At 47.7% G+C, this 23,235-nt stretch carries 20 protein-coding genes; 1 reads left to right on the plus strand and 19 read right to left on the minus strand.

Annotated elements, in window-relative coordinates:
• Window positions 1-95: 95 nt before the first annotated feature.
• From recG to MLD56_RS15425, 3 genes are read right to left on the minus strand one after another with little or no spacing between them, the layout of a single operon-like run.
• Complete coding sequence (gene recG / locus MLD56_RS15415) at window positions 96-2,144, minus strand: ATP-dependent DNA helicase RecG (RefSeq protein ID WP_029517211.1); 2,049 nt, start codon at window positions 2,142-2,144, stop codon at window positions 96-98.
• Window position 2,145: 1 nt separating this feature from the next.
• Window positions 2,146-3,015 (minus strand): DegV family protein, encoded by an 870-nt coding sequence (locus MLD56_RS15420; protein ID WP_029517210.1) that lies wholly within the window; start codon window positions 3,013-3,015, stop codon window positions 2,146-2,148.
• Window positions 3,016-3,064: 49 nt separating this feature from the next.
• On the minus strand, window positions 3,065-4,849 hold the full coding sequence (locus MLD56_RS15425; protein ID WP_029517209.1) for a DAK2 domain-containing protein: 1,785 nt from the start codon (window positions 4,847-4,849) through the stop codon (window positions 3,065-3,067).
• A gap of 509 nt (window positions 4,850-5,358) precedes the next feature.
• Between MLD56_RS15425 and rpmB the strand changes: the two genes are divergently transcribed.
• Window positions 5,359-5,547 (plus strand): 50S ribosomal protein L28, encoded by a 189-nt coding sequence (gene rpmB, locus MLD56_RS15430; RefSeq protein WP_013310881.1) that lies wholly within the window; start codon window positions 5,359-5,361, stop codon window positions 5,545-5,547.
• Between the two features lie 224 nt (window positions 5,548-5,771).
• On the opposite strand, the gene spoVM is transcribed toward rpmB, so the two are convergent.
• From spoVM to MLD56_RS15510, 16 genes are all read right to left on the minus strand, one after another.
• Window positions 5,772-5,852, minus strand: coding sequence for a stage V sporulation protein SpoVM (gene spoVM, locus MLD56_RS15435; RefSeq protein ID WP_010345573.1), 81 nt, complete (start codon window positions 5,850-5,852; stop codon window positions 5,772-5,774).
• Window positions 5,853-6,242: 390 nt separating this feature from the next.
• On the minus strand, window positions 6,243-6,911 hold the full coding sequence (gene rpe, locus MLD56_RS15440) for a ribulose-phosphate 3-epimerase (RefSeq protein WP_029517208.1): 669 nt from the start codon (window positions 6,909-6,911) through the stop codon (window positions 6,243-6,245).
• A gap of 4 nt (window positions 6,912-6,915) precedes the next feature.
• Window positions 6,916-7,833, minus strand: a complete 918-nt coding sequence (gene rsgA, locus MLD56_RS15445) for a ribosome small subunit-dependent GTPase A (protein WP_029517207.1) — start codon at window positions 7,831-7,833, stop codon at window positions 6,916-6,918.
• Window positions 7,834-7,905: 72 nt separating this feature from the next.
• The gene (gene pknB / locus MLD56_RS15450) at window positions 7,906-10,185 is read right to left on the minus strand and encodes a Stk1 family PASTA domain-containing Ser/Thr kinase (protein WP_029517206.1); all 2,280 of its coding nucleotides are present in this window, start codon (window positions 10,183-10,185) and stop codon (window positions 7,906-7,908) included.
• Entirely contained in the window at window positions 10,182-10,958 is a 777-nt protein-coding gene (locus MLD56_RS15455; RefSeq protein WP_029517205.1) for a Stp1/IreP family PP2C-type Ser/Thr phosphatase, read from the minus strand. Before MLD56_RS15455 ends, pknB begins: the two co-directional genes overlap by 4 nt.
• A 6-nt stretch (window positions 10,959-10,964) precedes the next feature.
• Window positions 10,965-12,005 (minus strand): dual-specificity RNA methyltransferase RlmN, encoded by a 1,041-nt coding sequence (gene rlmN, locus MLD56_RS15460; RefSeq protein WP_029517204.1) that lies wholly within the window; start codon window positions 12,003-12,005, stop codon window positions 10,965-10,967.
• 187 nt (window positions 12,006-12,192) lie between these two features.
• On the minus strand, window positions 12,193-13,608 hold the full coding sequence (gene rsmB / locus MLD56_RS15465; protein WP_029517203.1) for a 16S rRNA (cytosine(967)-C(5))-methyltransferase RsmB: 1,416 nt from the start codon (window positions 13,606-13,608) through the stop codon (window positions 12,193-12,195).
• Entirely contained in the window at window positions 13,605-14,564 is a 960-nt protein-coding gene (fmt, locus tag MLD56_RS15470) for a methionyl-tRNA formyltransferase (RefSeq protein ID WP_029517202.1), read from the minus strand. The genes rsmB and fmt overlap by 4 nt, the downstream gene beginning before the upstream one ends.
• A gap of 6 nt (window positions 14,565-14,570) precedes the next feature.
• The gene (def, locus tag MLD56_RS15475) at window positions 14,571-15,068 is read right to left on the minus strand and encodes a peptide deformylase (RefSeq protein ID WP_029517201.1); all 498 of its coding nucleotides are present in this window, start codon (window positions 15,066-15,068) and stop codon (window positions 14,571-14,573) included.
• A 139-nt stretch (window positions 15,069-15,207) separates the two neighbouring features.
• Complete coding sequence (priA, locus tag MLD56_RS15480) at window positions 15,208-17,784, minus strand: primosomal protein N' (protein ID WP_029517200.1); 2,577 nt, start codon at window positions 17,782-17,784, stop codon at window positions 15,208-15,210.
• On the minus strand, window positions 17,784-19,088 hold the full coding sequence (gene coaBC / locus MLD56_RS15485; protein WP_029517199.1) for a bifunctional phosphopantothenoylcysteine decarboxylase/phosphopantothenate--cysteine ligase CoaBC: 1,305 nt from the start codon (window positions 19,086-19,088) through the stop codon (window positions 17,784-17,786). The genes priA and coaBC overlap by 1 nt, the downstream gene beginning before the upstream one ends.
• A 90-nt stretch (window positions 19,089-19,178) precedes the next feature.
• A complete protein-coding gene (rpoZ, locus tag MLD56_RS15490) occupies window positions 19,179-19,382 on the minus strand; it encodes a DNA-directed RNA polymerase subunit omega (protein ID WP_013310893.1) in 204 nt (67 codons plus the stop codon).
• 122 nt (window positions 19,383-19,504) lie between these two features.
• Window positions 19,505-20,077 carry a guanylate kinase gene (gene gmk / locus MLD56_RS15495; RefSeq protein ID WP_013310894.1) on the minus strand — a complete coding sequence of 191 codons (573 nt, stop codon included), beginning with the start codon at window positions 20,075-20,077 and terminating at the stop codon, window positions 19,505-19,507.
• A 14-nt stretch (window positions 20,078-20,091) separates the two neighbouring features.
• A complete protein-coding gene (gene remA / locus MLD56_RS15500) occupies window positions 20,092-20,352 on the minus strand; it encodes an extracellular matrix/biofilm regulator RemA (RefSeq protein ID WP_005548256.1) in 261 nt (86 codons plus the stop codon).
• Window positions 20,353-20,408: 56 nt separating this feature from the next.
• The gene (locus MLD56_RS15505) at window positions 20,409-21,296 is read right to left on the minus strand and encodes a YicC/YloC family endoribonuclease (protein ID WP_029517198.1); all 888 of its coding nucleotides are present in this window, start codon (window positions 21,294-21,296) and stop codon (window positions 20,409-20,411) included.
• Between the two features lie 35 nt (window positions 21,297-21,331).
• Window positions 21,332-23,218: a bifunctional homocysteine S-methyltransferase/methylenetetrahydrofolate reductase gene (locus MLD56_RS15510; RefSeq protein ID WP_029517197.1), complete on the minus strand. Its 1,887-nt coding sequence runs from the start codon at window positions 23,216-23,218 to the stop codon at window positions 21,332-21,334.
• Between the last annotated feature and the right edge of the window lie 17 nt (window positions 23,219-23,235).

The raw sequence follows: 23,235 nt of genomic DNA on the forward strand, positions 1-23,235 counted from the left end.
ATATCATTCGGTCATTCCCAAATATATGACGGCCAGCCTGTCCATTGTGCCTATCTGTTTAAAACGTTTAAAACAATCTCATAATTCATGGTGGATTAATCGATGAGATCCCCCTGAAAAATCTGCTCTTTTTGCAAATAACCGCGCAATGCTTCATACTGCGGAGATGTCCAAAAGGACGCATCCTTGATCAGATCAGTTGCATCCTCACGCGCCTTTTCCAGCACCTCAAAATCCGCTACCATATCTGCTAAACGAAACTCGGGTAGCCCACTCTGCTTGGTACCAAAAAAGTCACCCGGCCCCCTCAAATCCAGATCGCGTCTAGCCACCTCAAAACCATCGTCCGTATCGGTCATAACCTTCATCCGCTCCTGACCAACCTCCGACTTAGGGTCAGCGATCAATACGCAATACGAGGCATGTGCACCCCGTCCGACTCGTCCACGTAATTGATGTAACTGGGATAGTCCAAAACGATCCGCATCCATAATGATCATTAGTGTCGCATTGGGAACGTCTACCCCTACCTCCACAACCGTCGTTGAAACGAGCAACTGAATTTCATTCGCATAGAAAGAACGCATAACTTCTTCCTTTTCTGCGGGAGTCATTCGTCCATGTAATAGCCCAACGCGGTAATGTGGAAAAGCCTGCTGCATTTGAATATGCAAATCGATGGCATTCTGTACGTCTAGCTTCTCCGACTCTTCAATCAACGGACAAATCAGATAAGCCTGCCGTCCCTGGTCTACCTCGCGGGAAATAAAACCAAGTACCCGATCCATCAGTTCGTGCTTCACCCAATAGGTGGAAATTGGAATACGCCCCTTCGGCCGCTCTGACAACGTAGAAACATCCATATCGCCAAACGCAGTGATGGCCAGCGTACGAGGGATCGGTGTGGCCGTCATCGTCAGCACATCGGGATTATAGCCTTTGCGACGCAGTACACTTCGCTGGTTCACTCCGAATCTATGCTGCTCATCCGTTACAACAAGCCCAAGCTGACGAAAATATACATCCTCCTGAATGAGAGCATGGGTGCCTACTACAATGTCCAGCAGACCCATTTGGAGAGCAGCTAGCAGTTCCTTACGCTTCTTCCCGGTTGTACTCCCAGTCAGTAGACCAACGCTGATTCCAAAGGGCTCAAACAGCTTGTGAAGCGATCGCATGTGCTGCTCGGCCAATATTTCGGTTGGCACCATCAGCGCTCCCTGAAAACCGGAACGTACTGTGGCAAATAAACCGATGGCAGCAACAACTGTTTTACCTGACCCAACATCCCCCTGAAGCAGACGGTTCATACAATAAGGTGAGCGTAGATCGTGCAGTATTTCAAGCTCTACCTTCTTCTGTGCATCCGTTAATTCAAAAGGCAAAGCCCTTACAAATTCACGAATCGTGGCGTTATCCACCGTATGTACCACCCCGTCCGCACGACCGCGATTTAACGCCCGGAATGCCAGCATTTTCAGCTGAAATAAAAACAGTTCCTCATACACCATCCGCCGACGAGCCTCTTGTCCCTCGCGGTTGTCCTGAGGCTGGTGTATACCCGCAATAGCCTGCTTGCGCGGCATCATACTATATTTGCGTACAAGCAACTCAGGCAATATTTCGGGGATCATTTCACCAAACTGCTGGAGCGTCTGGTTCATTATTTTTCGCATCCAGCTTTGGGTGATCTTGCCGCCTATAGAGTACACCGGTTGAAGTGTCCCCGAGCGGGCTACCCCTTTATCAGGAAACTCAGAATCTGCAACAGTCATCTGCATACGTTTGAGGTCCCATTTACCAGTCACCACAATTTCACGACCTGAGGTTAGCTGCTCCTTCATGAAATGCCGATTAAACCACGTTGCGGTAAACATCCAATCCTCGGCCATCAATTTACAAGTCAACCTTGATTTGCGCCCGTAACGCTGAAGCACTGGAATGCCCATAATTTTGGCTTGTACCGTAATCTTATCTCCGTCCTTCACTTCGCTTAGCGAGCGCAGTCGGTAATCTTCATACCGAAACGGATAATATTCCAGCATATCCTGTATGTTAAAAATGCCAAAAGCGTGAAGCTCTCCCTCTTTGAGAGCACTCACGCCATGTATTTGTTTTAAAGGTATTTGATCCAATTGCAGCATATTACCTCTCATCTCCGGCCGGCCACACAAAAATGCCAATCGTTCCTGGCCCTACATGGGTCCCAATCACAGCGCCAAGTTCAGTATATATTCGATCTCCTAGCTCAAAATGCTCTGCCAGCTGAGCCACGAACGCTTCTGCCGCTGAGCGATCTGCCGTATGACCCACAGCAATATTAATTTTTTGGCCTTTTAAGTCCCGCTCCAGTAGTTCAATAATTCTCGCTGTCGCTTTTTTATGCCCTCTCGCCTTATCAACCGAATAAATAATGCCTTCTTTGTCAATCGAAAGTATCGGCTTAATGTTAAGCAACGTGCCCACCATTGCCGCTGCCTTACCAATACGTCCGCCTTTTTGTAAGTATTGCAGGGTATCCACCAAGAAATACAAACAACGGCGCTCTCCACGACGTTCCACAGCCCGAACAATATCAGCCGGGGAGTGCCCAGCTGCCGCCAGCTCTGCCGCATAAACCACTAGCATACCGTATCCGTATGAAGCTGATTTGGAATCCACCACAGTCACTCTATGTTCATGCTTCTCCAGCATGGATTTGCCCAGCAGAGCAGACTGATACGTTCCGCTCACACCCGAGGATAAATGGATAGAGATAACCTGGCTCTCAGGGTATTGCTCCAACAGTGTCGTGTACGTCTCCAAAAAACGGGCTGGTGAAGGCTGTGAAGTCGTAGGCAGCTCATCAGCCCGTACCAGTTCGCTGTAAAACTGCGCCGCTGACATCTCAATGCCGTCCAGGTAAGCTGCGCTGCCGAACATCACTGTCAGTGGTACAACGACTATACCGAGACGGTCTGCTAATTCCGGTGGAATATCAGCCGTGCTATCCGTCAAAATGATGGTACTACTCATCAGTCAGACCTCCTTTTGTAGTGGACTTCCATGGACGCGCAAAAGCACATCAGGTTTCCACTGAGAACAAATAAGGATAAATCGGCTGACCACCTTCATGAACTTCCACTTCAGCATCCGCATAATTTTCTTCAATCCATGCAACAAGCTGATCTGTGTCTTGTTGATTCGCGTCCGAACCTGTAAGAATCGTAACAATTTCATCGCCATTCACCAGCATTTTCGCTAGCAAAAGACGGGACGTTGCCATTAAGTGTTCCTCGGTCGCAACAATCTTGGAATCCTGAATACCGATGTAGTGCCCTGCTGTAATATGCAGATCATCAAGCGTCGTATCCCGTACCGCGTAGGTCACTTGCCCAGACTTCACCCGGGTGACTGCGTCACGCATATTGTCCTGATTCACCTCAAAAGCCTCTTCCTCCTGGAAGGCAAATGCTGCCGCAATGCCCTGAGGAATTGTTTTGCTCGGAATAACCGACACCAAACGTTCCATCTCTAGCAGTTCACGTGCTTGTTCTGCCGCCAAAATAATATTGGAATTATTCGGAAGAATAAAAATATGTTGAGCCGCAATCGAGCGGGCCGCATTAACGAAGTCCTCTGTGCTCGGATTCATTGTTTGGCCGCCAGCAAGGACAACATCGACGCCTAAACTTCTGAAAATATCAGCAATTCCTTCACCGGAAGCCACAGCTATAAAACCAAAGGATGCCAGTTCATGAGCGGGAGGCTCAGACGGCTCTTCCTCACGTACAGGCTCTGTTGGTATTTCAGCAAACCACTCAGGCTCAGGAGCAACATCCATACCCGCAGACAACAAATCACGATGCTGCTCGCGCATATTTAAAATACGAATCTGTGTAATTTCTCCGTAACGCAGTGCCAAATTCAGTACTTCACCAGGAGCCTTAGAATGCACGTGAACCTTGATGACGTCATCGTCTGAAATCACGATAATAGAATCACCATCTACAGATAACGCTTTCCGGAAGGCTTCCTCATCAAAATAGGTACCTTGCGCATCGCCCAGTTGTCGATTAATAAAAAACTCCATATCATACAAAAATTCAATATTATCCGTTTCGAGCTTCGCTTGCGCAGAAATCGGCGCATCTGGGGAAGGAACAACTGCAGGAGCAGTAGGTCTCTCCGATACGTGAGGAGCAAAAACCTGGCGTGCATTATCACTTTTTGCAATTGGAGACGTCACCAAGCCGCTTCCAAGATGCTGCATAAAGCCTTCATAAATATACACAAGACCTTGCCCACCCGAATCTACAACTCCTACTTGCTTCAGTACAGGGAGCATGTCCTGCGTCATGGCAAGCGTTTCCTTCGCTTTGGCAAGCACTTCTTCCATCAGTTCCGTGATATCGTTCGTCCGGCGCGAGAAAAACACAGCATGCCTGGCCGCTTCCTTCGCCACGGTAAGAATTGTACCCTCCACCGGCTTAACCACCGCCTTGTAGGCCGCATCCACCCCGCTCTGCAATGCCGATGCGAACTGAAGGGTATTCAATTCCTCGTATGGGGCAGCGTAACGGCTGAAGCCACGAAACAACTGAGACAGGATAACCCCTGAATTGCCGCGGGCTCCCATCAGCAAACCTTTGGATAATATGCCGGACATGACACCGATGGAGGAAGAATCCCCCCTCTTTAATTCCGTTACGCCCGCGCTCATCGTCAAATTCATGTTGGTCCCCGTATCACCGTCTGGCACCGGGAATACATTTAGTGAATTGACATGTTCCGCATGCTGCTGTAATTGTTCCGCCCCGGCTAAAACCATTGCGGTAAAATCTGTTCCATTCAAAGAACGATTACTCAAGAGAATTCCCCTTCCTAGCTTAATACACTTGTTTTACTATCAACCTTCACCACACCTTATTCAACTGTGCCTACAGGTTCAATTAAATTATACTAAAGCCAGACGACGAATACGAATGTCACACTTTCATAAGCTCTTGTACTCACGTCTGGTTGTTCTTCTACAGGTCATATACAATGAAAAACCAGTCAACTGCCCCACAATAAATCATCGGCTGGAATGATAACTATAGTCCCGCCTCTGAACCGCCGGCATGACTGGAATAAGAATTCACATTCCATTTAAATACAAAATAATCGCAACAATAACTATCCCATATTGTACTATAATGCGAAAGAGAAATAAATAAAGTTTTTGAATCAGTTGACGGAGCTTTTTTGACTATGATATTATATTTAAGTATTGTTTTGTTCAGGTTAGTGACTTACAAAGTCCGGCTGACCCAGTCGGCCTGAAGAGAGACCCGTTCCATATGGAATTTGGTTATTTTCAGAATAGGAGGTGGAATCATGTCTCGTAAATGTTCTGTAACAGGCAAAAAGCCTGGCAGCGGTAACCACGTATCTCACGCTAACAACCGTAATCGCCGTACTTGGGGCGTCAACGTACAAAAAGTTCGCATTCTCGTTAACGGTAAACCGAAACGCGTTTATGTCAGCACTCGTGCATTGAAAGCCGGTAAAGTGACTCGCGTGTAGTCGTAAAAAAATATCGTTATAAACAAAAGGCACCTCGTTTTAAACGGGTGCTTTTTTGGTTATTCGAAAAGTAATATCCGCCTAGTTCAGGAGAACAAAATGTCAGGCACCTTCCCGTGCGTTCTTATCTTTTACTACCGAGCTACCTATCTGTTATGCCCGGGAAGCGTGCCCTGTGTACCTCTAGCTTTCATCCTACATCCTGTGTTTACATTACGTTGAATTCAGTTTTTCTGGAATGTATTCAAAATGGCTTTAACGAATCCACCCAGAAATTTTGGCAGCTTGATTGTGTAAAACTTCATGCCTCACCCTCCCCATCATCCTCCTGCATCCGTTCTCTGTAGTTTATGCAACCTGTCAAGGGTTGTTACCCCACAAAAAAAGGCTACATGAGAATCCCGCTCATGTAACCATATTTATGCACAACCATCCCAGGCTATACCATCAGACAAGTCCGCGAACATAGAGATATGCTGAGAGTATGAAAATAAACAGGATATAATAAAGTACGCTGCACACCACAAAACCTATTCGTAAACCACGCCGTTCATTTTTACGAAAATAAAACAGCACAACTAGAACAGCCAAAAGTGAAAGAACGGCATTCCAAGGAGCCTTCACAAGCGAGAAACAGCTAAGGGTCAACCCCGTCGCCATGCTCGCGGCAGTCATCCACAATGCTTCGGTCAGCTTCACTTGGACAAACGAGCTGCACTGTCCCGAATCGTAGCAATAGCCGCTGCGCGGTCTGCTCTGCCGAATACCGCACTACCAGCCACCAGCACGTTAGCCCCCGCTTCAAATACGGCTGGTGCCGTCTCCTCCGCAATACCTCCGTCAACCTCGATATGTACGTCTGGACGACCCAATTCGTTCAACCAAGCACGGATTTGTCTGATTTTATTCAACGTCTCTGGAATGAAGGACTGTCCTCCAAAGCCAGGATTGACCGTCATCACTAGAATCATATCTACATTTGGCAGCACTTCCTTGATCGCGTATGGTGAAGTACCCGGATTGAGAGCCACTCCAGCCAGAGCGCCTTGCTGCTTGATCAAGTGAAGGACACCATGCAAATGAACACACGCCTCAGCATGAACAGTGATGATATCGGCTCCTGCTTTTACGAAATCGCCAATATAACGTTCAGGATGCTCAATCATCAGATGAACATCCAAGGGAAGAGTCGTATGCGGACGAATAGCCTGAACGATAGGTGGACCCAATGTAATATTGGATACAAAATGTCCATCCATTACATCCACATGAATCCAGTCTGCCCCTCCTGCCGCAGCTTCCGCAACTTCACTGCCCAAGCGAGCAAAATCAGCGGATAAAATCGACGGTGCTATTTTTAACATAAACTTAGTACCTCCGTTTTTTTTCTTTTAATTCCTGATAGAACTGCAAATAGCTATCATACCGTCCCTGTGAAATATGTCCTTCTTCCAGGGCCTCTCTTACTTTACAGCCAGGCTCGTGAATATGGGTACACCCCCGAAATTTACATCCTTCCGCATACTGCTGGAATTCACGAAAACAGGGAGATAGTTCATCCACACCCAGCTCCAGAAAATCCAACTGGCTAAACCCCGGCGTATCTGCTACAAACCCTCCGTTGTCTAAAGGAATAAGCTCTACATGACGAGTCGTATGTCTTCCTCGGCCCAGCTTATTGCTTATGGCGCTCGTCTCGAGCGTTAACCCAGGCTCCAAAGCATTAAGCATGGAAGACTTCCCTACACCTGACTGCCCGGAAAACACGCTGATTTGACCAGCCAACAGCTTCTTAAGCTCAACCGTTCCTTCTCCGGTACGGGCACTGGTTACCAGCACTTCATAACCGATCTTCCGGTACATTTCCTGAACGGTCAGCACGGTGTCATCCTCTGAAGGGCTGCCTTCATACAAATCGCGCTTAGTCAGACAGATAATCGTATCCAGCCCGGCGTGCTCAATATGGACTAAAAATTTATCCAGTAAAGGCAGGTTTAAATCCGGCTCACGCAAGGAAAACAGCAGCACAGCAAGCGTGGTATTAGCTACCGGAGGACGAATCAGCTCCGTTGTACGCTTTCTAATCTCCTTGACCATACCTTCCCCGTTCTCAGTCAGTTCGTAAACGACCCGATCACCGACAAGAGGCGTGATCTCTTTTTTCTTAAAAATGCCGCGTGCTCTGCATTGTACCGTAGCTTCGCCAGATACCGGACGCCCATCCTGATCCAGGCTGGAGACATAATAATATCCGCTAAGCGCCTTGACGATCAGACCTTCAGGCATGTGTAAGATGTCCTCCTTCATAATGTTTAAGTTTTATTGCGTATAGCAGGTTGAACATCTCCTATTGCACGTTTACTGATGCTGAACAGCCTCAATCACTTTTTCCTTCTTTTTGTGGGAAGCGTGACCTGGGTTGTTTTTATGGCTAACTGCCAACTCACTGCGCGTAGCCCCCGTGGAATTCGTTCCAGGAACAAAGGCGGAAGGGTCACCATTACCTCCTGTGCCCTCCTGATTGTTCGAGTCGCCTCCACCGTCACCACTATCATTAGAAGATCCCCCGTTATCACCTTCCTCGCCGTTTCCACTTCCATTTTGCGAGGAATTACCATCAGGTGTATCCGTTGGTGAAGTTCCAGCAGGTGGGGCAATTTGAGGCATCGTCACTGTTCCATTTTTCGCATCAATATAAGAAACCGGATACGTATCAATAAAGTCACCATCTCTAAATACTGAGACAACACTGTCTTTGTTCGGAGCCATTAGCAGGTTGATAGTGAACACCTGTGTCGTATTAATTGTACGGCTTCCCCATTCCTGATTTTCTCCACGTGCATCCGTATAAGTAATACGAATTTTGCTGTTTTTACCCTCTTCCTTCGGTGCAACAGGCACATTAAATGGCAGCGTAATCGCTTCTGGCGGGTAACCAGTGCTTACATAAAACGTAATTTCCGTATTTGGTGGCAACTCACTGCCTGCCTCGGACGGCCATTGTTTGGTTACTCTTCCTTTTTCCTGCTCATAGCTAAATTCTTCTTTAATCGAGCCAACCTTCAGCCCTGCCTTTTTGACCTCATTTTCCGCTTGGTTCTGCGTTTTCCCTACGAGACTTGGCATTTTTACAGTGTCAGCGCCCTTGCTGACTGTGAGCACAACTTGGACTGAATCCTTATCAAATGGCTCATTTGCAGCTGGAGTCTGACTAAGGACGGTCCCAACGGCCTGATCACTGAACTGCTCATTTTGCTGAATCTGCGTCTCCTTAATTTGCTGGGCGGTCAGCAGCTTAACAGCATTCTCGTAGCTTTGGCCTTTTACATCCGGCATTGGGGTGAGCGGCTTGGCAATCCCGACTTTCAGACTAATCTTGGTTCCTTCCTTGACTAAAGAATCTGCAGGATAGCTTTGATAAAATACAATTCCAGGCGCGATCCCCTCTTTGTATTCATGCTGGATTGGCTCCTCAATGAGTAAACCCGCTTTACTGAGATTAACCTTCGCTTGGTCTTCTGTTTGTGTCAATACACCTGGTACTTTTACCTCAGGCACGACAAGTACACTTTGCACATAGTACACCACTCCGCCCATGCACAGAAGTAACACCAACACTAGTGTTACCCACAAGATCGCTTTTTTTCTATTTTTCTTGGACGATTGCTTGCTCGGAAGCTGTTCAGACTCACGCGGTTGGGCAGGTACATCTTCCCCGCTAGAAGACATCCCTAATTGTTGAGGCTTAATAGCCGGAATAACCCGTGTTTGATCCTCATCATCCAAATGTGTAAACTCCAGCTTGGATTCATTACGCCGTCCCGGCAGCAAACAGGTTTCCAAATCTTTTAGCATTTCATCTGCCGATTGATAACGCTCTTCTGGATTTTTGCGCATGGATTTTAGAATGACATTTTCCACACTTTGCGGAATCAACGGATTAATTTTACGCGGTTCCTCAAACTCCTCTTGCAAATGCTTGAGCGCTACACTAATTGGACTTTCTCCGAGGAAAGGGAGCTGCGCCGTCAGCATTTGATATAAGACAATACCTAAAGAATATAAGTCCGATTTTTCGCCGGTGACGACACCCTTTGCATGCTCAGGTGAAAAATAATGAACAGAACCTACAACAGAACCCGTCTGGGTAATGGTCGTTGACGTAACAGCTCTAGCAATCCCAAAATCGGTTACCTTAACCCGTCCATTACGTCCAATTAATATATTATGAGGCTTGATGTCTCGGTGAATGATCTGATTTTGGTGAGCATGCTCCAGCGCATCACAAATCTGGGAAGCAATCCGTACTGCTTCATCCACTTGCAATGGCGCACGTTCTTTAATAATCTCATTCAAATTTTTACCTTCGATGCACTCCATTACAATATAATGGATTTCATCCTCTTGGCCGACATCATAAATACTGACCACATTCGAATGCGAAAGCGAAGCCGCAGACTGCGCCTCACGCCGAAACCGGCGAATAAATTCCTCGTCATGAACAAATTGCTGGCGCAACACTTTAACTGCGACATTGCGATTCAGCAAAATGTCTTGAGCCTTGTACACCAGAGCCATACCGCCGCCACCGATACGCTCAATAATTTCGTATCTTCCCCCTAGCAGGTGCCCGATCATGCGTCACACCCCTTTTCATTCAATGAAACCGTGTCATCGGGCAATTCAAACAAAGCTACAGTAATGTTATCGTCTCCTCCGGCAAGCAACGCCAGATGTAGCAGACGATCCGCACGCTCCTCCAAAGGATTCTCTGCGGCACCTACTACTTTACTGATTTGTTCTTCCGTTACCAGATTGCTTAATCCGTCGCTACACAGTAACAGTACATCGCCTTTATCCAGCGTAATGGAGTCAATATCCACTTTCACCTCGGAATCAGTGCCCAGCGCCCGTGTCAGTACATTGCGACGAGGATGGTTCTCCCGTTCTTCCTTACTGATCTGACCGTTTTTGAACAGCTCGTTAACCAAAGTATGGTCTTCTGTAAGCTGACGTACCGCTCCTTTGGATATGACATAGGCGCGACTGTCACCGATATGTCCGATAATTCCGGATGCGTCGTATAGTAAAACCGCAACAACTGTCGTTCCCATATTATGATACTTCTCATCGCGTGCAGCCGTCTGGAAGATGACTTCATTGGCATGCAAAATAGCGTCGCTGAGCGCCGCCGTCAAAGAATGTGCGGATAATCCGCTCTCCAGCGTCGCCAAATCAGCGGCAAGTGTCTCTACCGCAAGGCGGCTGGCCGTATCACCGGCCAAATGCCCCCCCATACCATCGGCAACAATCCCAAGAATATAGCCTTGCTCTAAGTGCCTGATCCAGGCAGAATCCTCATTCACCGAACGTACACGTCCGACATGGCTGACATGAACTGTTTTGATCAAATGGTTTCACCCCAACTCCATATGCTTTGCACGCAACTGACCGCAGGCAGCGGCAATATCGTGACCCTGTTCACGCCGGATCGTCACATTGACGCCTTTTTCGGCAAGAATACGTTGAAAATTAAAAATATCGCTACGCGATGTGCGCACATACTTGCGCTCAGGCACATGGTTGACTGGAATCAAATTAACGTGACACAGCATGTCCTTTAACACATCCGCTAGCTCTTCAGCATGTTCTGCCTGATCGTTTACCCCACCAATCAGGGCATATTCAAACGAAATTCTCCGCCCCGTCTTAGCAAGATAGTAACGTAGAGAATCCATAACATCCTTAAAGGGATAACGCCGATTTACAGGCATTAGCTTCGACCGAAGTGCATCATTAGGCGCATGAATGGATATTGCCAGATTAATCTGGGTATCCTCGTCGGCAAATTTATAAATATTCGGTACAATACCGCTGGTCGACACTGTGATATGACGTTGACCAATGTTCAGACCTTTTTCATGAACCATTGTACGCAAAAACGTCATGGTCGCTTCATAGTTTTCAAAAGGCTCGCCCGAGCCCATAATCACGATGCTGCTCACTCGTTCATTCGTTTTATCCAAAATTTTCTGAGCCTGTACTACCTGTGCAGTAATTTCACCAGCTGTCAGGTTCCGTTTGAGGCCTCCAAGCGTCGAAGCGCAGAAAGTACAACCAATTCGGCAACCCACTTGTGTCGTTACACAAATACTGTTTCCGTAATTGTGTCTCATAATGACCGTTTCAATGGCATGATCATCATGCAAACCGAACAGGAATTTTACTGTACCGTCCTTTGATTCCAACTTTGTAATTTCACTAAGCGTCACAAAACTAAATTGCTCCTCAAGCTTCTCTCTCAGCGCCTTGGGCAAATTCGTCATCTCGCTGAAATCATTGACCCGCTTCACATACAGCCAGTCAAAAATTTGTCCTCCACGAAAAGCAGGCTCGCCATTGTTCTTGGCCCAGTCCTGAAGCTCCTCCAAAGTTAAATCATATATAAAAGGTTTCATCAATGTTTGCACCCGTTCCTTCTTCATTAAGTTCTGTTTGATCGCAGATCGTATTTTTCATTCTTCCTATTTTAGCACAAATCCCTGAGGGGGTAAAAATTTTTCGTCTTCATGCAAAAAACCGCCGGAAATGTTCCGGCGGAATGTGGAAATGCTGGTGGGCAGCTGCATGGAATTCTCTTCCGCGCTATTTCACCCGACGTAGGCGCGCGATATAAAATCCGTCGCTGTGGAAATGCTGCGGTAACAGCTGTACCGAGCCTCCCTGTATACTATCCATTTCGCGGCTCACGTCCGGGAAGGAATGACCCTCTGCCAATTCATACTCCGAATGTTCGCTTAAAAACCGAGTCAATTGTCCTTCATTTTCGTCCGGCTCAATCGTGCATGTACTGTATACCAGAATGCCACCTGGCTTCAACAGTCCCGCCACACTATCCAGCAGCTCATGCTGAAGCTGTGTAATGTCGCGAACATCCTGCGCAGTTTTGCTCCAACGCAGGTCCGGTTTACGACGAATTACTCCAAAGCCAGAGCATGGTGCATCCAGCAAAATACGGTCAAAAGAAGCTGGGGCATATCGTTCCTTCAGTTCTAGCGCATCACCAGTGACTGTTTCCACGGCATCCAGGCCAAGTCGTTTAGCCTGTTCACGGATTAATTGATGCTTATGGGCATGCAGATCATTTGCAACGATCCGACCGCGATCCTTCATCAGCTCAGCCATATGAGCTGTTTTGCCGCCTGGAGCGGCACAGCAATCCAGTACCAGCATACCGGGCTCAGGAGCAACTGCTTCGGCAACGAGCATAGAGCTTTCATCCTGTACGGACAGCGAGCCGTCCGTATACCACGAGGTAAGCGCCATATTGCCACCGCTACGAACAACAATCCCATAGGGACTAACTGCCGAAGGAACGGCATCAAGTCCTTTTGAGCGCATCTCGTCCAGCAGCTGATCACGGCTGGTCATTGTCGTATTCACCCGTACGCTGACCGCAGGGGGCTCATTATTAGCCTGACAGATAGCCTCAGCAGTATCTGCACCGTATTGCTTAATCCAACGCTTAACCAGCCACTGTGGATGAGAATGTTCTAATGAAATCCGTTCCTCTGGTGACAAATCGTCAGGAATACGCAGCTTGTCCGGCTCACGCAGCATGCTGCGGAGCACGCCGTTGACCATACCGGAAATCCCCTGATGCCCACGACGCTTGGCAATGGTCACCGCTTCACTAACGACTGCATGATCCGGAACTCGATCCAGATACACCACCTGATACACACTCATCCGCAGCAACGAACGTACCCAAGCCTGAAGCTTGGCCGTTCCTTTTTGAACAAATTTATTCAAAAAATAATCAAGTGTATTTCGGCGTGCGACTGTACCGTATACAAGTTCAGTCGCCAGACCAGCGTCACTTGCAGATAAACCTGCCTGCTGAAGTCGACGATTTAACTCAAGATTGCTATACGCACCCTCTTGCTCCACACCGGTCAACACATCAAGTGCAACTTCCCGCGCCGTCTGTTTGCGAGTATTGCCGGATCTGGCACCCACTCCCTTGCCTTTGCCTCCCTGACGGGAGTGACTCCCGCTCATCCGAGCACCGTGCCTGGCTTCATCTGTCCGCCGCGCGCAAAGGTTCCGGCATCCATAACCTTTTTGCCAGCCGGTTGAACCTGAGTCAGCCAAAGAGTTCCCTCGCCTGTCTGCACCTCAATGCCACGAGCGGTCAATTGAAGAACCGTTCCGGGTGCTGGAGCATTTGAGCCACTCACTTCATTATTTATGAAAGGCTGCTCAGCAGCCCATATTTTAAAAACATTTTCCTCCCAAAGCGTAAACGCGCCGGAAAAAGGTACAAGGCCGCGAATCCGGTTGTATATCTGCTGTGCATTGTCACTCCACGAAATACGCTCATCGTCGCGGTTCAGATTCGGAGCATAGGTCGCCTCGTCCTCGTTTTGCGGCGTACGGTCTGATTGGCCTGCCAGCAATTTAGGCAGCTCGCCCTGCAAAAGCTTTGCTCCAGCTACGCTTAGCTTCTCAAAAATCGTACCGGAGGTATCCTCTGGCTCTATAGCAACCTCAACTCGCGATATCATATCGCCAGTATCCAGTCCTTCCGCCATATACATCAGCGTCACACCCGTCACGGTCTCACCGTTAATAATCGCACGCTGGATCGGTGCACCTCCCCGATAACGGGGAAGTAACGAACCATGCACATTCAGGCAGCCGAAACGAGGCAGGTCTAGTACGGATTTTGGCAAAATTTGCCCATAGGCTGCGGTTACGATCAGATCAGGACGCAGCTCCGCCACCTGAGCCACCGCTTCTGGCTGGCGCAGGCGGGTCGGTTGCAGTACAGGTAATCCGCGTTTTTCTGCCGCTTCCTTAACTGGTGTAGGCGTTAATATTTTTTTCCGTCCCTGTGGCTTATCGGGCTGTGTAATCACACCGACCACGTTATAACCATTATCCAGTAACATGTTCAACGAAGGCACTGCAAACTCAGGCGTACCCATAAAGATAATACGAATGTCTTGACTCATCGAACCTCACTCTCCTATCTGACGGTTCGGTCCTGGCTGTTCCAGCGCAACCTCATATACTTTTTCTGCAATATCCGTGAACAAAATTCCATTTAAATGGTCGATTTCATGCTGAAAAGCACGAGAAAGCAATCCTGTCGCTGTAACGGTAATGGCCTTACCCTCGCGGTCCAGTCCCTTGACTGTAACTTTCTCGGCACGACGCACATCCCCGTTCAACCCTGGTATACTCAGGCAGCCTTCTGGACCCAAGTCCTCCCCTTCTTCGGCCACGATTTCTGGGTTGATCATTTTAATCAAACCATGTTCATCTCCAGCATCTACAACGATGAGACGCTTCAAAATACCTACTTGCGGAGCAGCAAGACCTACACCCTCCGCTTCATACATCGTATCTGCCATATCGTCGAGCAGCTTTTGCACGTTAGGTGTAATTTTAGTAACTTCCTTTGCTACTTTGTGCAATACATCATCCGGCTCCAACACTATAATTCTAATTGACATGACAACAGAACACCTTCCTCTTTATCCTTTTTCCTTCGTTTAGGCTTAACTGTATTCATCACAAACGCGACTGCTACATTATCCTATGTACGGACGACTTGTCCGCATTAATTGTGCTAATAACTTTTGTGGCAACGCTCTACATAAGCATTTGTGGATCAACATCCAGACTAATCAGCAACTTTTGCGCCTGTGCGGATTCGGCCATTTCATCAGCTACTTGCTGAGCCAAACTAATCGCGTCGATATTTCCACGCCATTTTATCATACATTGAAATCGGTATCTATTCTTGATTCTCGAAATGGGTGAAGCTACTGGTCCCAAAATGTCGAGTACATCCGATGTAAGACGATCCATATTCCCGAACCAGCCTCGTTGTCTGGCCCGTCCCTGTAGTGTTGCTGAATAATTCTCTGCCAGCCGGACCAGCACCGGGAGTTGTTCATGAGAAAAGGTTACCAAAATAAGACGGCAATATGGTGGATAGTGCAAATTGCGGCGGTGTTTCAATTCTTCCCTCACAAAAGAAGCATAATCATGGCGACTTGCGTGAATCACCGAATAATGCTCTGGAGTATAGGATTGTACGAATACTTCCCCTGGCAATTGATGTCTCCCAGCACGTCCAGCTACTTGTGTTAACAGCTGAAATGTCTTTTCCGCAGCCCGAAAATCCGGTAAATTGAGAGCTGAATCCGCAGTAATGACACCAACCAGTGTCACATCGGGAAAGTCCAGGCCTTTGGCAACCATTTGAGTACCGAGCAGCACGTCCGCTTTTTTATCACGAAATTGCTTGAGGAGCTTTTCGTGGGCATTTTTTTCTGTCGTTGTATCAACATCCATTCGAACAACACGTATACCGGGGAATAGCTTCGCCAGCTCTTCTTCCACTCGCTGGGTACCTGTACCGAAATAGCGAATATGCTCACTACCGCATTCAGGGCAAGTCTGAGGCACAGGCTCGGAATAACCACAGTAATGACAACGTAAATTGTTCGACCGCTGATGATACGTAAGCGAAATATCACAATGCGGACAGCCCGCCACATAGCCACAGCTACGGCACATGACGAATGTGGAGTGTCCACGCCGATTCAACAGGAGCACCGTCTGCTCCTTACGCTCTAACCGCTCTGCAATCCCATTATGCAACGCACGGCTAAACATAGAGCGGTTGCCAGCACGCAGTTCCTCACGCATATCCATGATATGTACTTCGGGTAACGTGTTCCCCAATGCGCGAGTTGGCATTTCAAGTAGCAACGGCGCAAACTCGTCGTTGCTTTGTGAGCGAGCCGCATAGTAGCTTTCCAGCGACGGTGTAGCCGAGCCGAGAATAACGACAGCCCCATGCTGATGGGCTCTGCGAATGGCGACATCACGCGCATGGTATTTAGGTGTCTCTTCCTGCTTATAGGACGTTTCGTGCTCCTCATCCATAATAATAAGACCTAACTCACGAAAAGGCGCAAATACTGCCGAGCGAGCACCAATCGCCACTTTCACACGGCCTTCGCGTATTTTGCGCCACTCATCGTACCGTTCTCCTCCAGACAACCTACTGTGCATCACTGCTACCTGATCGCCAAACCGACCTTTAAAACGCTCAACCATTTGTGGGGTTAACGATATTTCAGGTACCAGCACAATGGCCTGCCGATTCTGCTCGATACAACGTTGAATCGTCTGTAGATAAATTTCCGTCTTACCGCTCCCCGTGACTCCATGCAACAAATAAGCTCCTTGCTCACGCGTGTCCAGCTGGCGAATAATCCGTTCATACACCGACTGCTGCTCTGCTGTGAGAGGGAGTGGCTCTGTAGGCTTGAAGTGTCTGCCCCGGTACGGGTCGCGGAACACTTCGACATCCTCCAGCAACACATAGCCCTTATCTTCCAGCGCCTTAACCGTTGCAGCAGACACACTCAATGAGGTCATGACTTCCTTGAGCGACAGAGGCAAAAACTCGCTACGTTCCAGCAAAAAAGCAAGTACCTCCCGCTGACGCTGTGCTTTGGCAGAAAATTGCTCCAGTACCGTTGATGCCTCGTCTATGCCGATAGCCAGATCAACGGATTTCATGGTCTTTTTGCCAAGCTTGTCTTTAATAACTTGACTTTCCTGAAGCACACCCCGGCGTAACAGTGATTTAATAACCTCCGCTTCCTCAGGGAAACGTCGACTGAGTTGCTGCAACGGGACTTGCTCCTTCTCCTGAATGAAGCTGACAATCCGACGCTCTGTCGGATCACTCATACCATCGTCGGTCAGAAGTGCCCATTCGAGCTCATCGCCCTGATTCGGTTGTATACTACGCTGTGGATGCGTTAACTCATGCTGTTCCGCAATTGAGATATAACGTTCTGCTTTGCCTTTGAGCGCGGTAGGAATCATCACTTGCAATGCCATAATTTGATTACAAGCATAACGTTCACTCATCCACTTGCCCAGTTCGACTAGGTCGGCAGATAAAGGTGGCACCAAATCCAGCAACTCCTGAATCGCTCTCATCCTGTATTTCGGTGGTTCCTCAGCTGGGACTACCGAGATGACGAAAGCCTGCACCGTCCGTTTGCCAAATGGCACAGCTACCCGACTACCCGGCTCAATCCAAGGTCTCATTGAATCCGGTATCAGATAATCGAAGGTGCGGTCCGTATCCTTGGCAGGTACATCGACAATGACCTTGGCAACTAAATTGCCCGTCTCCATTAATGCAGCACCCCACCCATGCGTCCCGCGGCTATAGTAAGCAACTTACGCGCAACTTCTTCCTTTGACTGTACAGGAATACGCTCAACGATCCCGCTTCGGTCATAAATTTGAACAGCATTCGTATCGACGCCAAAACCAGCACCATTCACAGTTACATCGTTTGCCGCGATCAAATCACAATTTTTACGTTCTAATTTATCTTTCGCATACGTCTCCAAATGTTCAGTTTCAGCTGCAAAGCCAATTAAAAATTGATGTTTCTTACTCCGTCCGAGTGATTCTAGAATATCGACGTTCTTCACTAACTCTAGCGTAAATACACTATCTTTTTTCTTGATCTTGGTCTGTGCTATCTCACGTGGTCGATAATCTGCAACTGCAGCAGCCATAACGACCATATCGCTCGTTTCCCATTGTTTTAATACAGCTGCGTACATGTCTTCAGCCGACTGGACTCTTTCAAGCATAATACCAGCAGGCGGTTCCGCACTGGTATTGGCAGCAATCAAGTGCACCTCTGCCCCCATCTTTTGAGCCACTTTTGCAATGGCGAAGCCCATTTTTCCAGATGAATCATTTGTGATATAACGCACTGGATCAATTCGCTCGATCGTGCCTCCAGCCGTTACAATGACTTTTTTACCTGAAAACACCGATTCATTCTCATTCACAGGTGACTCAGGCACTTGAGCCTCCACAGATTCGCCACCAAACCATCGGGATTCAGACTTAATGTTGTTTTTTTGTTCCTGGGCTTGCTGATCAAAAAAGTGCTCTATCGTTTGCACAATTGTGTCCGGCTCTTCCAAACGTCCTTTGCCAACGTAACCGCAAGCCAGTAATCCTTCACCAGGCTCAATCATCTTCACACCACGTGATACAAGCGTCTCCATATTTTGCATGACTGCCGGATGAGTGTACATATGTACATTCATCGCAGGTGCCACCATAATAGGCGCTGTTGTAGCCAACAACGTTGTAGACAACATATCATCAGCAAGGCCATGCGCCATTTTTCCAATAATATTCGCAGTTGCAGGTGCAACAAGCACCAAATCAGCCGCATCTGCCAGATGAATATGGGATACGACGGACGGCTCTCTTTCATCAAACGTATCACTGTACACCGGATTACGAGAGAGCGACTGCAGTGTAAGCTCGGTAATAAACTCCTTAGCAGAGGCTGTCATAATCACATGAACATCGGCGCCCTTTTGTGTCAACCTACTACATAACGCAGCCCCTTTGTAAGCAGCAATTCCACCGGTTATACCAAGAATAATAACTTTCCCCTTCAACATCGTTAACTCCCCCTGACCTAAAAAAATAACAACCTTGCGGTTGTCAAAGGAATTGGCATTGCGCCCGGTTATAATAGTTGTGTATAATTCTTACTCGTCTTCGCCGCTTTCAAGACGCAGATGATCCGCGTAAATCTCTTCCAACGCCACTCCAACCTGTTTGTGGGATTTAGGATTCTTGAGAGTCGTCTTTTCACCCTCGCGCAACTGTCTGGCACGACGTGAAGCCGCTACAACCAACGAATACTTACTATCTGCCTTTTTCATCATTTCATCAATGGAAGGATACAGCACGAATAGACACCTCTTCATGTAGTTTTGGGACTGTATAAGCTGAACTCCAGTGTACACCTTCAAGCTCAGCTTATACAGTATTATTTCTCTTTAGGTACGCTTGGCATATGTAAAGCCCTCGTTTAAGGATGAACCTTACAATGTTCGGCGATAATAATGGATTCTATTCGTTTACAAGCGAAATCAATCTCATCATTGACAACCGCATAATCATAGTGACGCAACAGATTCATTTCATCCACAGCTACCGACATACGGTGGTCTATGGTCGCTTGAGTTTCTGTGCCCCGTCCCCGGATTCTATCCTTTAATTCATCTAGCGAAGGCGGAAGCAGAAAAATGAATATGCCTTCTGGAAATTTTTCTTTAACCTTTAGCGCTCCCTGAACTTCAATCTCCAGAAAAATATCTTTTCCCTGCGCAAGCGTCTGATCTACAAAATCACGTGGAGTACCATAATAGTTCCCTACATACTCAGCATACTCCAGCATTTCATCTCGTTCAATCATACCCAAAAATTCTTCACGCGTTTTAAAAAAATAGGTCACTCCATCCTGTTCACCCGAACGAGGTGTTCGAGTTGTAGCAGAAACGGAGTACGTTATCTCTGGTAGCTTGTCACGCAATGCGTTGCCTACCGTCCCTTTACCGACACCCGAAGGTCCGGATATTACAAATAATAATCCCTTAGCCATAGTACACTCCATTTTTATTCGTCATTGTCATCATCTTTAGTGGATAGGCGATGAGCGACCGTCTCCGGCTGCACCGCAGACAGGATTACATGATCACTGTCTGTAATAATAACAGCCCGCGTCCGGCGGCCATAGGTAGCATCAATTAGCATATGACGGTCCCTGGCTTCCTGTATAATCCGCTTGATCGGAGCAGACTCCGGACTGACGATGGAGATAATTCGGTTGGCCGACACGATATTGCCGAAACCAATATTGATCAATTTGATTGCCATATTCAGGTCTTTCCCCCTATACATGTGACTCTTGCAGCCGTGCCGCTACCAGGTAGCTACTCAATATTTGCAGCCTGCTCACGAATTTTCTCGAGCTCTGCTTTCATCTCAACGACCAAATTAACCAAGTTGAGATGATTAGCCTTGGAGCCGATCGTGTTGACTTCTCTGTTCATTTCCTGGATTAAAAAATCTAATTTGCGACCGGCCGGCTCGTCCGATAGCAGCAACCCCTTGCACTGCCCAAAGTGACTTTGAAGCCGGGTAAGTTCCTCATCAATATTGCTGCGATCCGCGAATAACGCAATCTCCATTCCGAACTTATGTTCATCAAGCGTAAATGAACCGTCCTGAAGCTCTTTAAGCCTGTGTTTCAGCCTGTTACGGTAGTCGCTCACAACATGAGGAGCCAGCACCGTCATTTCATGATGCAGGGATTCCAGACGTAAAATACGGGATTTCACATCTTGCGCCAAATGCCCGCCTTCTCGCCTTCTCATCTCCAGTAAACCTTGCAAAGCTTCATTCAAAGCTCGCTGTAGTTGCTCTTCCCAGTCCTCTTCGTCTCCATGGAAAGCCTCTCCAGGCTCACCCAGAACGTCAGGCAAAGCAAGAATATCGCTTATCCCTAACGTTCCTTTCACTCCATAACGATCCGCCAGCTGCTCCGCTGCATGCAGGTAAGCCTGCACCACAGTGTCATTTAACCGCGCGGCGGGCATCTGTTCTTCATCACGTTCCCTGTGGATAAAGACATCGATACGACCGCGTTTAATCTGCTGTTGAACCGTTCTTCTCAAGCCATCTTCGTAACGAGTCCATTCGCGCGGAATTCTCATCATCACTTCGCAATAGCGGTGATTTACCGATTTCAATTCCAAGCGCACTTTATAGCCCTCATAATGAAGGATAGCTTGACCGTATCCGGTCATACTCAATGACATCGGCATCACATCCATTATACTATTGTAATTGATTATTATAGTCGAAACAAGGGGGCCTGTGCGCGGCCTGATTTTTGCCATACGTAAGAAGTCAGTTCAGCTGTCATTTCATAGAACATAAATGGAGTCATAAAATAGATACCATTAAAATGTTCCATTGCCGTATCGAGTAGCTCCTTGGCAATAGACACACCCATTGTTCGTCCTTCCGGACCCTCAAGACCAGACATACGTGCACGCACCTCATCGGATAACTGAATGCCTGGTACTTCATTGTGCAAGTATTCTGCATTGCGCCCACTAGCCAGCGGCATAATACCGATAAAAATCGGTACTTCCAAATGTCGTGTCGCTTCCGCGATGGCTGCAATCAACTCGTGGTCGTATACGGGCTGAGTCATAACATAGTCGGCTCCGGAGGCAATTTTCTTCTCCAACCGCTGTACGGCTTTACCCAAATGCTTGACGTTAGGATTAAATGCGGCACCTACCACAAAATTAGCTTTCTGCTTCAGTGGCTTACCGGAAAATGCGACACCATCATTTAATTGCTTGATCATGCGTATGATTTCAAAAGAGGTCATATCATACACCGAACTGGCGCCTGGCAAATCACCGAACCGCGCCGGATCTCCAGTAACCGCCAGTACATGGTCAATACCGAGCGCGTCAAAACCCATCATGTGGGATTGAGTACCAATCAGATTGCGATCACGACATGCTATATGAATTAATGGACGCAAGCCTGTTTCAATACTGACCAAATGTCCAAGCGCCATGTTGCTCATGCGAGTGACTGCAAGCGAGTTGTCAGCCAGTGTAAGCGCGTCGGCCCCGGCTTTCTTCAACGCATGAGCACCTTGCATAAACCTCGTAATGTCCAGATCGCGCGGAGGATCCAGTTCTACAATGACCGTATGTCGTTCCTTTACAAGATCCACGATGTTGGGCTCACTGGTATGTCTGCCATTTCCTCGTTCCCCTTCATCTGCAATCTGCTCCGCCACTTGAAAGGACTCTTTCGACAAAGCTTCTTTTGAAGCAAGAGGAGGCGGTTGCAAACGGTTCAAGGCTTTGGATATAGCAGCAATATGATCCGGTGTAGTTCCGCAGCAACCACCGAGCAGCCTCGTTCCCAGGTCTACAAAGGTTTTGGCACATTCTCCAAAATATTCAGGTGATGCACCGTATACATAGTGACCGTCCACATAATCTGCTAGTCCCGCATTCGGATATACGGACAACGGTACAGACAAAGGGCCGTCCAGCTGCTCCATTACACTCATAATTCCCTGCGGACCCGAGTGACAGTTAAATCCAAGGATGTCTGCCCCCTCATTACGCAGCACCGAAAAAGCTTCCGCCACTAAAAAACCATCCTGAGTACGACCAACCTGATCGACCGCAAACTGACAAATCACCGGAATATCACTATATTTACGTACACTGTGAAGCGCTATGCGTATTTCATCCAGTGAATAAAACGTTTCGCACAAAATACCGTCGACTCCTTCGGAGAGAAGGGCATCAATTTGCTGTTCATAGTTTCTTGCCAGCTCCAGCTTTGATATGTTAAGCCGTTTGCCCCCACATATGGAACCCACTGCACCTACCACATAATGTTCAGGTCCGGCCGCATTTCTGGCAATTCTCACACCAGCACGATTGATCTCTTCTACCTTAGATTCCAGTCCAAACCGGGCTAACTTATAATCATTTGCAGAAAATGTATTAGTCTCCAGCAATCGAGCTCCTGCACTTAAATATTGACCATGCACGTCTGATATAACATCAGGCGAAGTGATGTTCAGTTCTTCGAAAGACGTATTTACTGGAAATCCTAGCTGATATAAAAAAGTCCCCATTGCGCCGTCTCCGACAATAATTTCACGATTCAGCACAGTACGCAAATCCGGTTTCATGTCCTCTGCTCCACCCC

This window comes from Paenibacillus peoriae (assembly GCF_022531965.1).
GTDB lineage: Bacteria > Bacillota > Bacilli > Paenibacillales > Paenibacillaceae > Paenibacillus > Paenibacillus polymyxa_D.

Excerpts from the sequence above, each read along its gene's own strand:
- recG (WP_029517211.1), bottom strand. The coding sequence starts at position 2,144 with ATGCTGCAATTGGATCAAATACCTTTAAAACAAATACATGGCGTGAGT.
- MLD56_RS15420 (WP_029517210.1), bottom strand. The coding sequence starts at position 3,015 with ATGAGTAGTACCATCATTTTGACGGATAGCACGGCTGATATTCCACCG.
- rpmB (WP_013310881.1), top strand. The coding sequence starts at position 5,359 with ATGTCTCGTAAATGTTCTGTAACAGGCAAAAAGCCTGGCAGCGGTAAC.
- spoVM (WP_010345573.1), bottom strand. The coding sequence starts at position 5,852 with ATGAAGTTTTACACAATCAAGCTGCCAAAATTTCTGGGTGGATTCGTT.
- rpe (WP_029517208.1), bottom strand. The coding sequence starts at position 6,911 with ATGTTAAAAATAGCACCGTCGATTTTATCCGCTGATTTTGCTCGCTTG.
- rsgA (WP_029517207.1), bottom strand. The coding sequence starts at position 7,833 with ATGCCTGAAGGTCTGATCGTCAAGGCGCTTAGCGGATATTATTATGTC.
- pknB (WP_029517206.1), bottom strand. The coding sequence starts at position 10,185 with ATGATCGGGCACCTGCTAGGGGGAAGATACGAAATTATTGAGCGTATC.
- rlmN (WP_029517204.1), bottom strand. The coding sequence starts at position 12,005 with ATGAAACCTTTTATATATGATTTAACTTTGGAGGAGCTTCAGGACTGG.
- rsmB (WP_029517203.1), bottom strand. The coding sequence starts at position 13,608 with ATGAGCGGGAGTCACTCCCGTCAGGGAGGCAAAGGCAAGGGAGTGGGT.
- fmt (WP_029517202.1), bottom strand. The coding sequence starts at position 14,564 with ATGAGTCAAGACATTCGTATTATCTTTATGGGTACGCCTGAGTTTGCA.
- def (WP_029517201.1), bottom strand. The coding sequence starts at position 15,068 with ATGTCAATTAGAATTATAGTGTTGGAGCCGGATGATGTATTGCACAAA.
- priA (WP_029517200.1), bottom strand. The coding sequence starts at position 17,784 with ATGGAGACGGGCAATTTAGTTGCCAAGGTCATTGTCGATGTACCTGCC.
- coaBC (WP_029517199.1), bottom strand. The coding sequence starts at position 19,088 with ATGTTGAAGGGGAAAGTTATTATTCTTGGTATAACCGGTGGAATTGCT.
- gmk (WP_013310894.1), bottom strand. The coding sequence starts at position 20,077 with ATGGCTAAGGGATTATTATTTGTAATATCCGGACCTTCGGGTGTCGGT.
- remA (WP_005548256.1), bottom strand. The coding sequence starts at position 20,352 with ATGGCAATCAAATTGATCAATATTGGTTTCGGCAATATCGTGTCGGCC.
- MLD56_RS15505 (WP_029517198.1), bottom strand. The coding sequence starts at position 21,296 with ATGTCATTGAGTATGACCGGATACGGTCAAGCTATCCTTCATTATGAG.
- MLD56_RS15510 (WP_029517197.1), bottom strand. The coding sequence starts at position 23,218 with ATGAAACCGGATTTGCGTACTGTGCTGAATCGTGAAATTATTGTCGGA.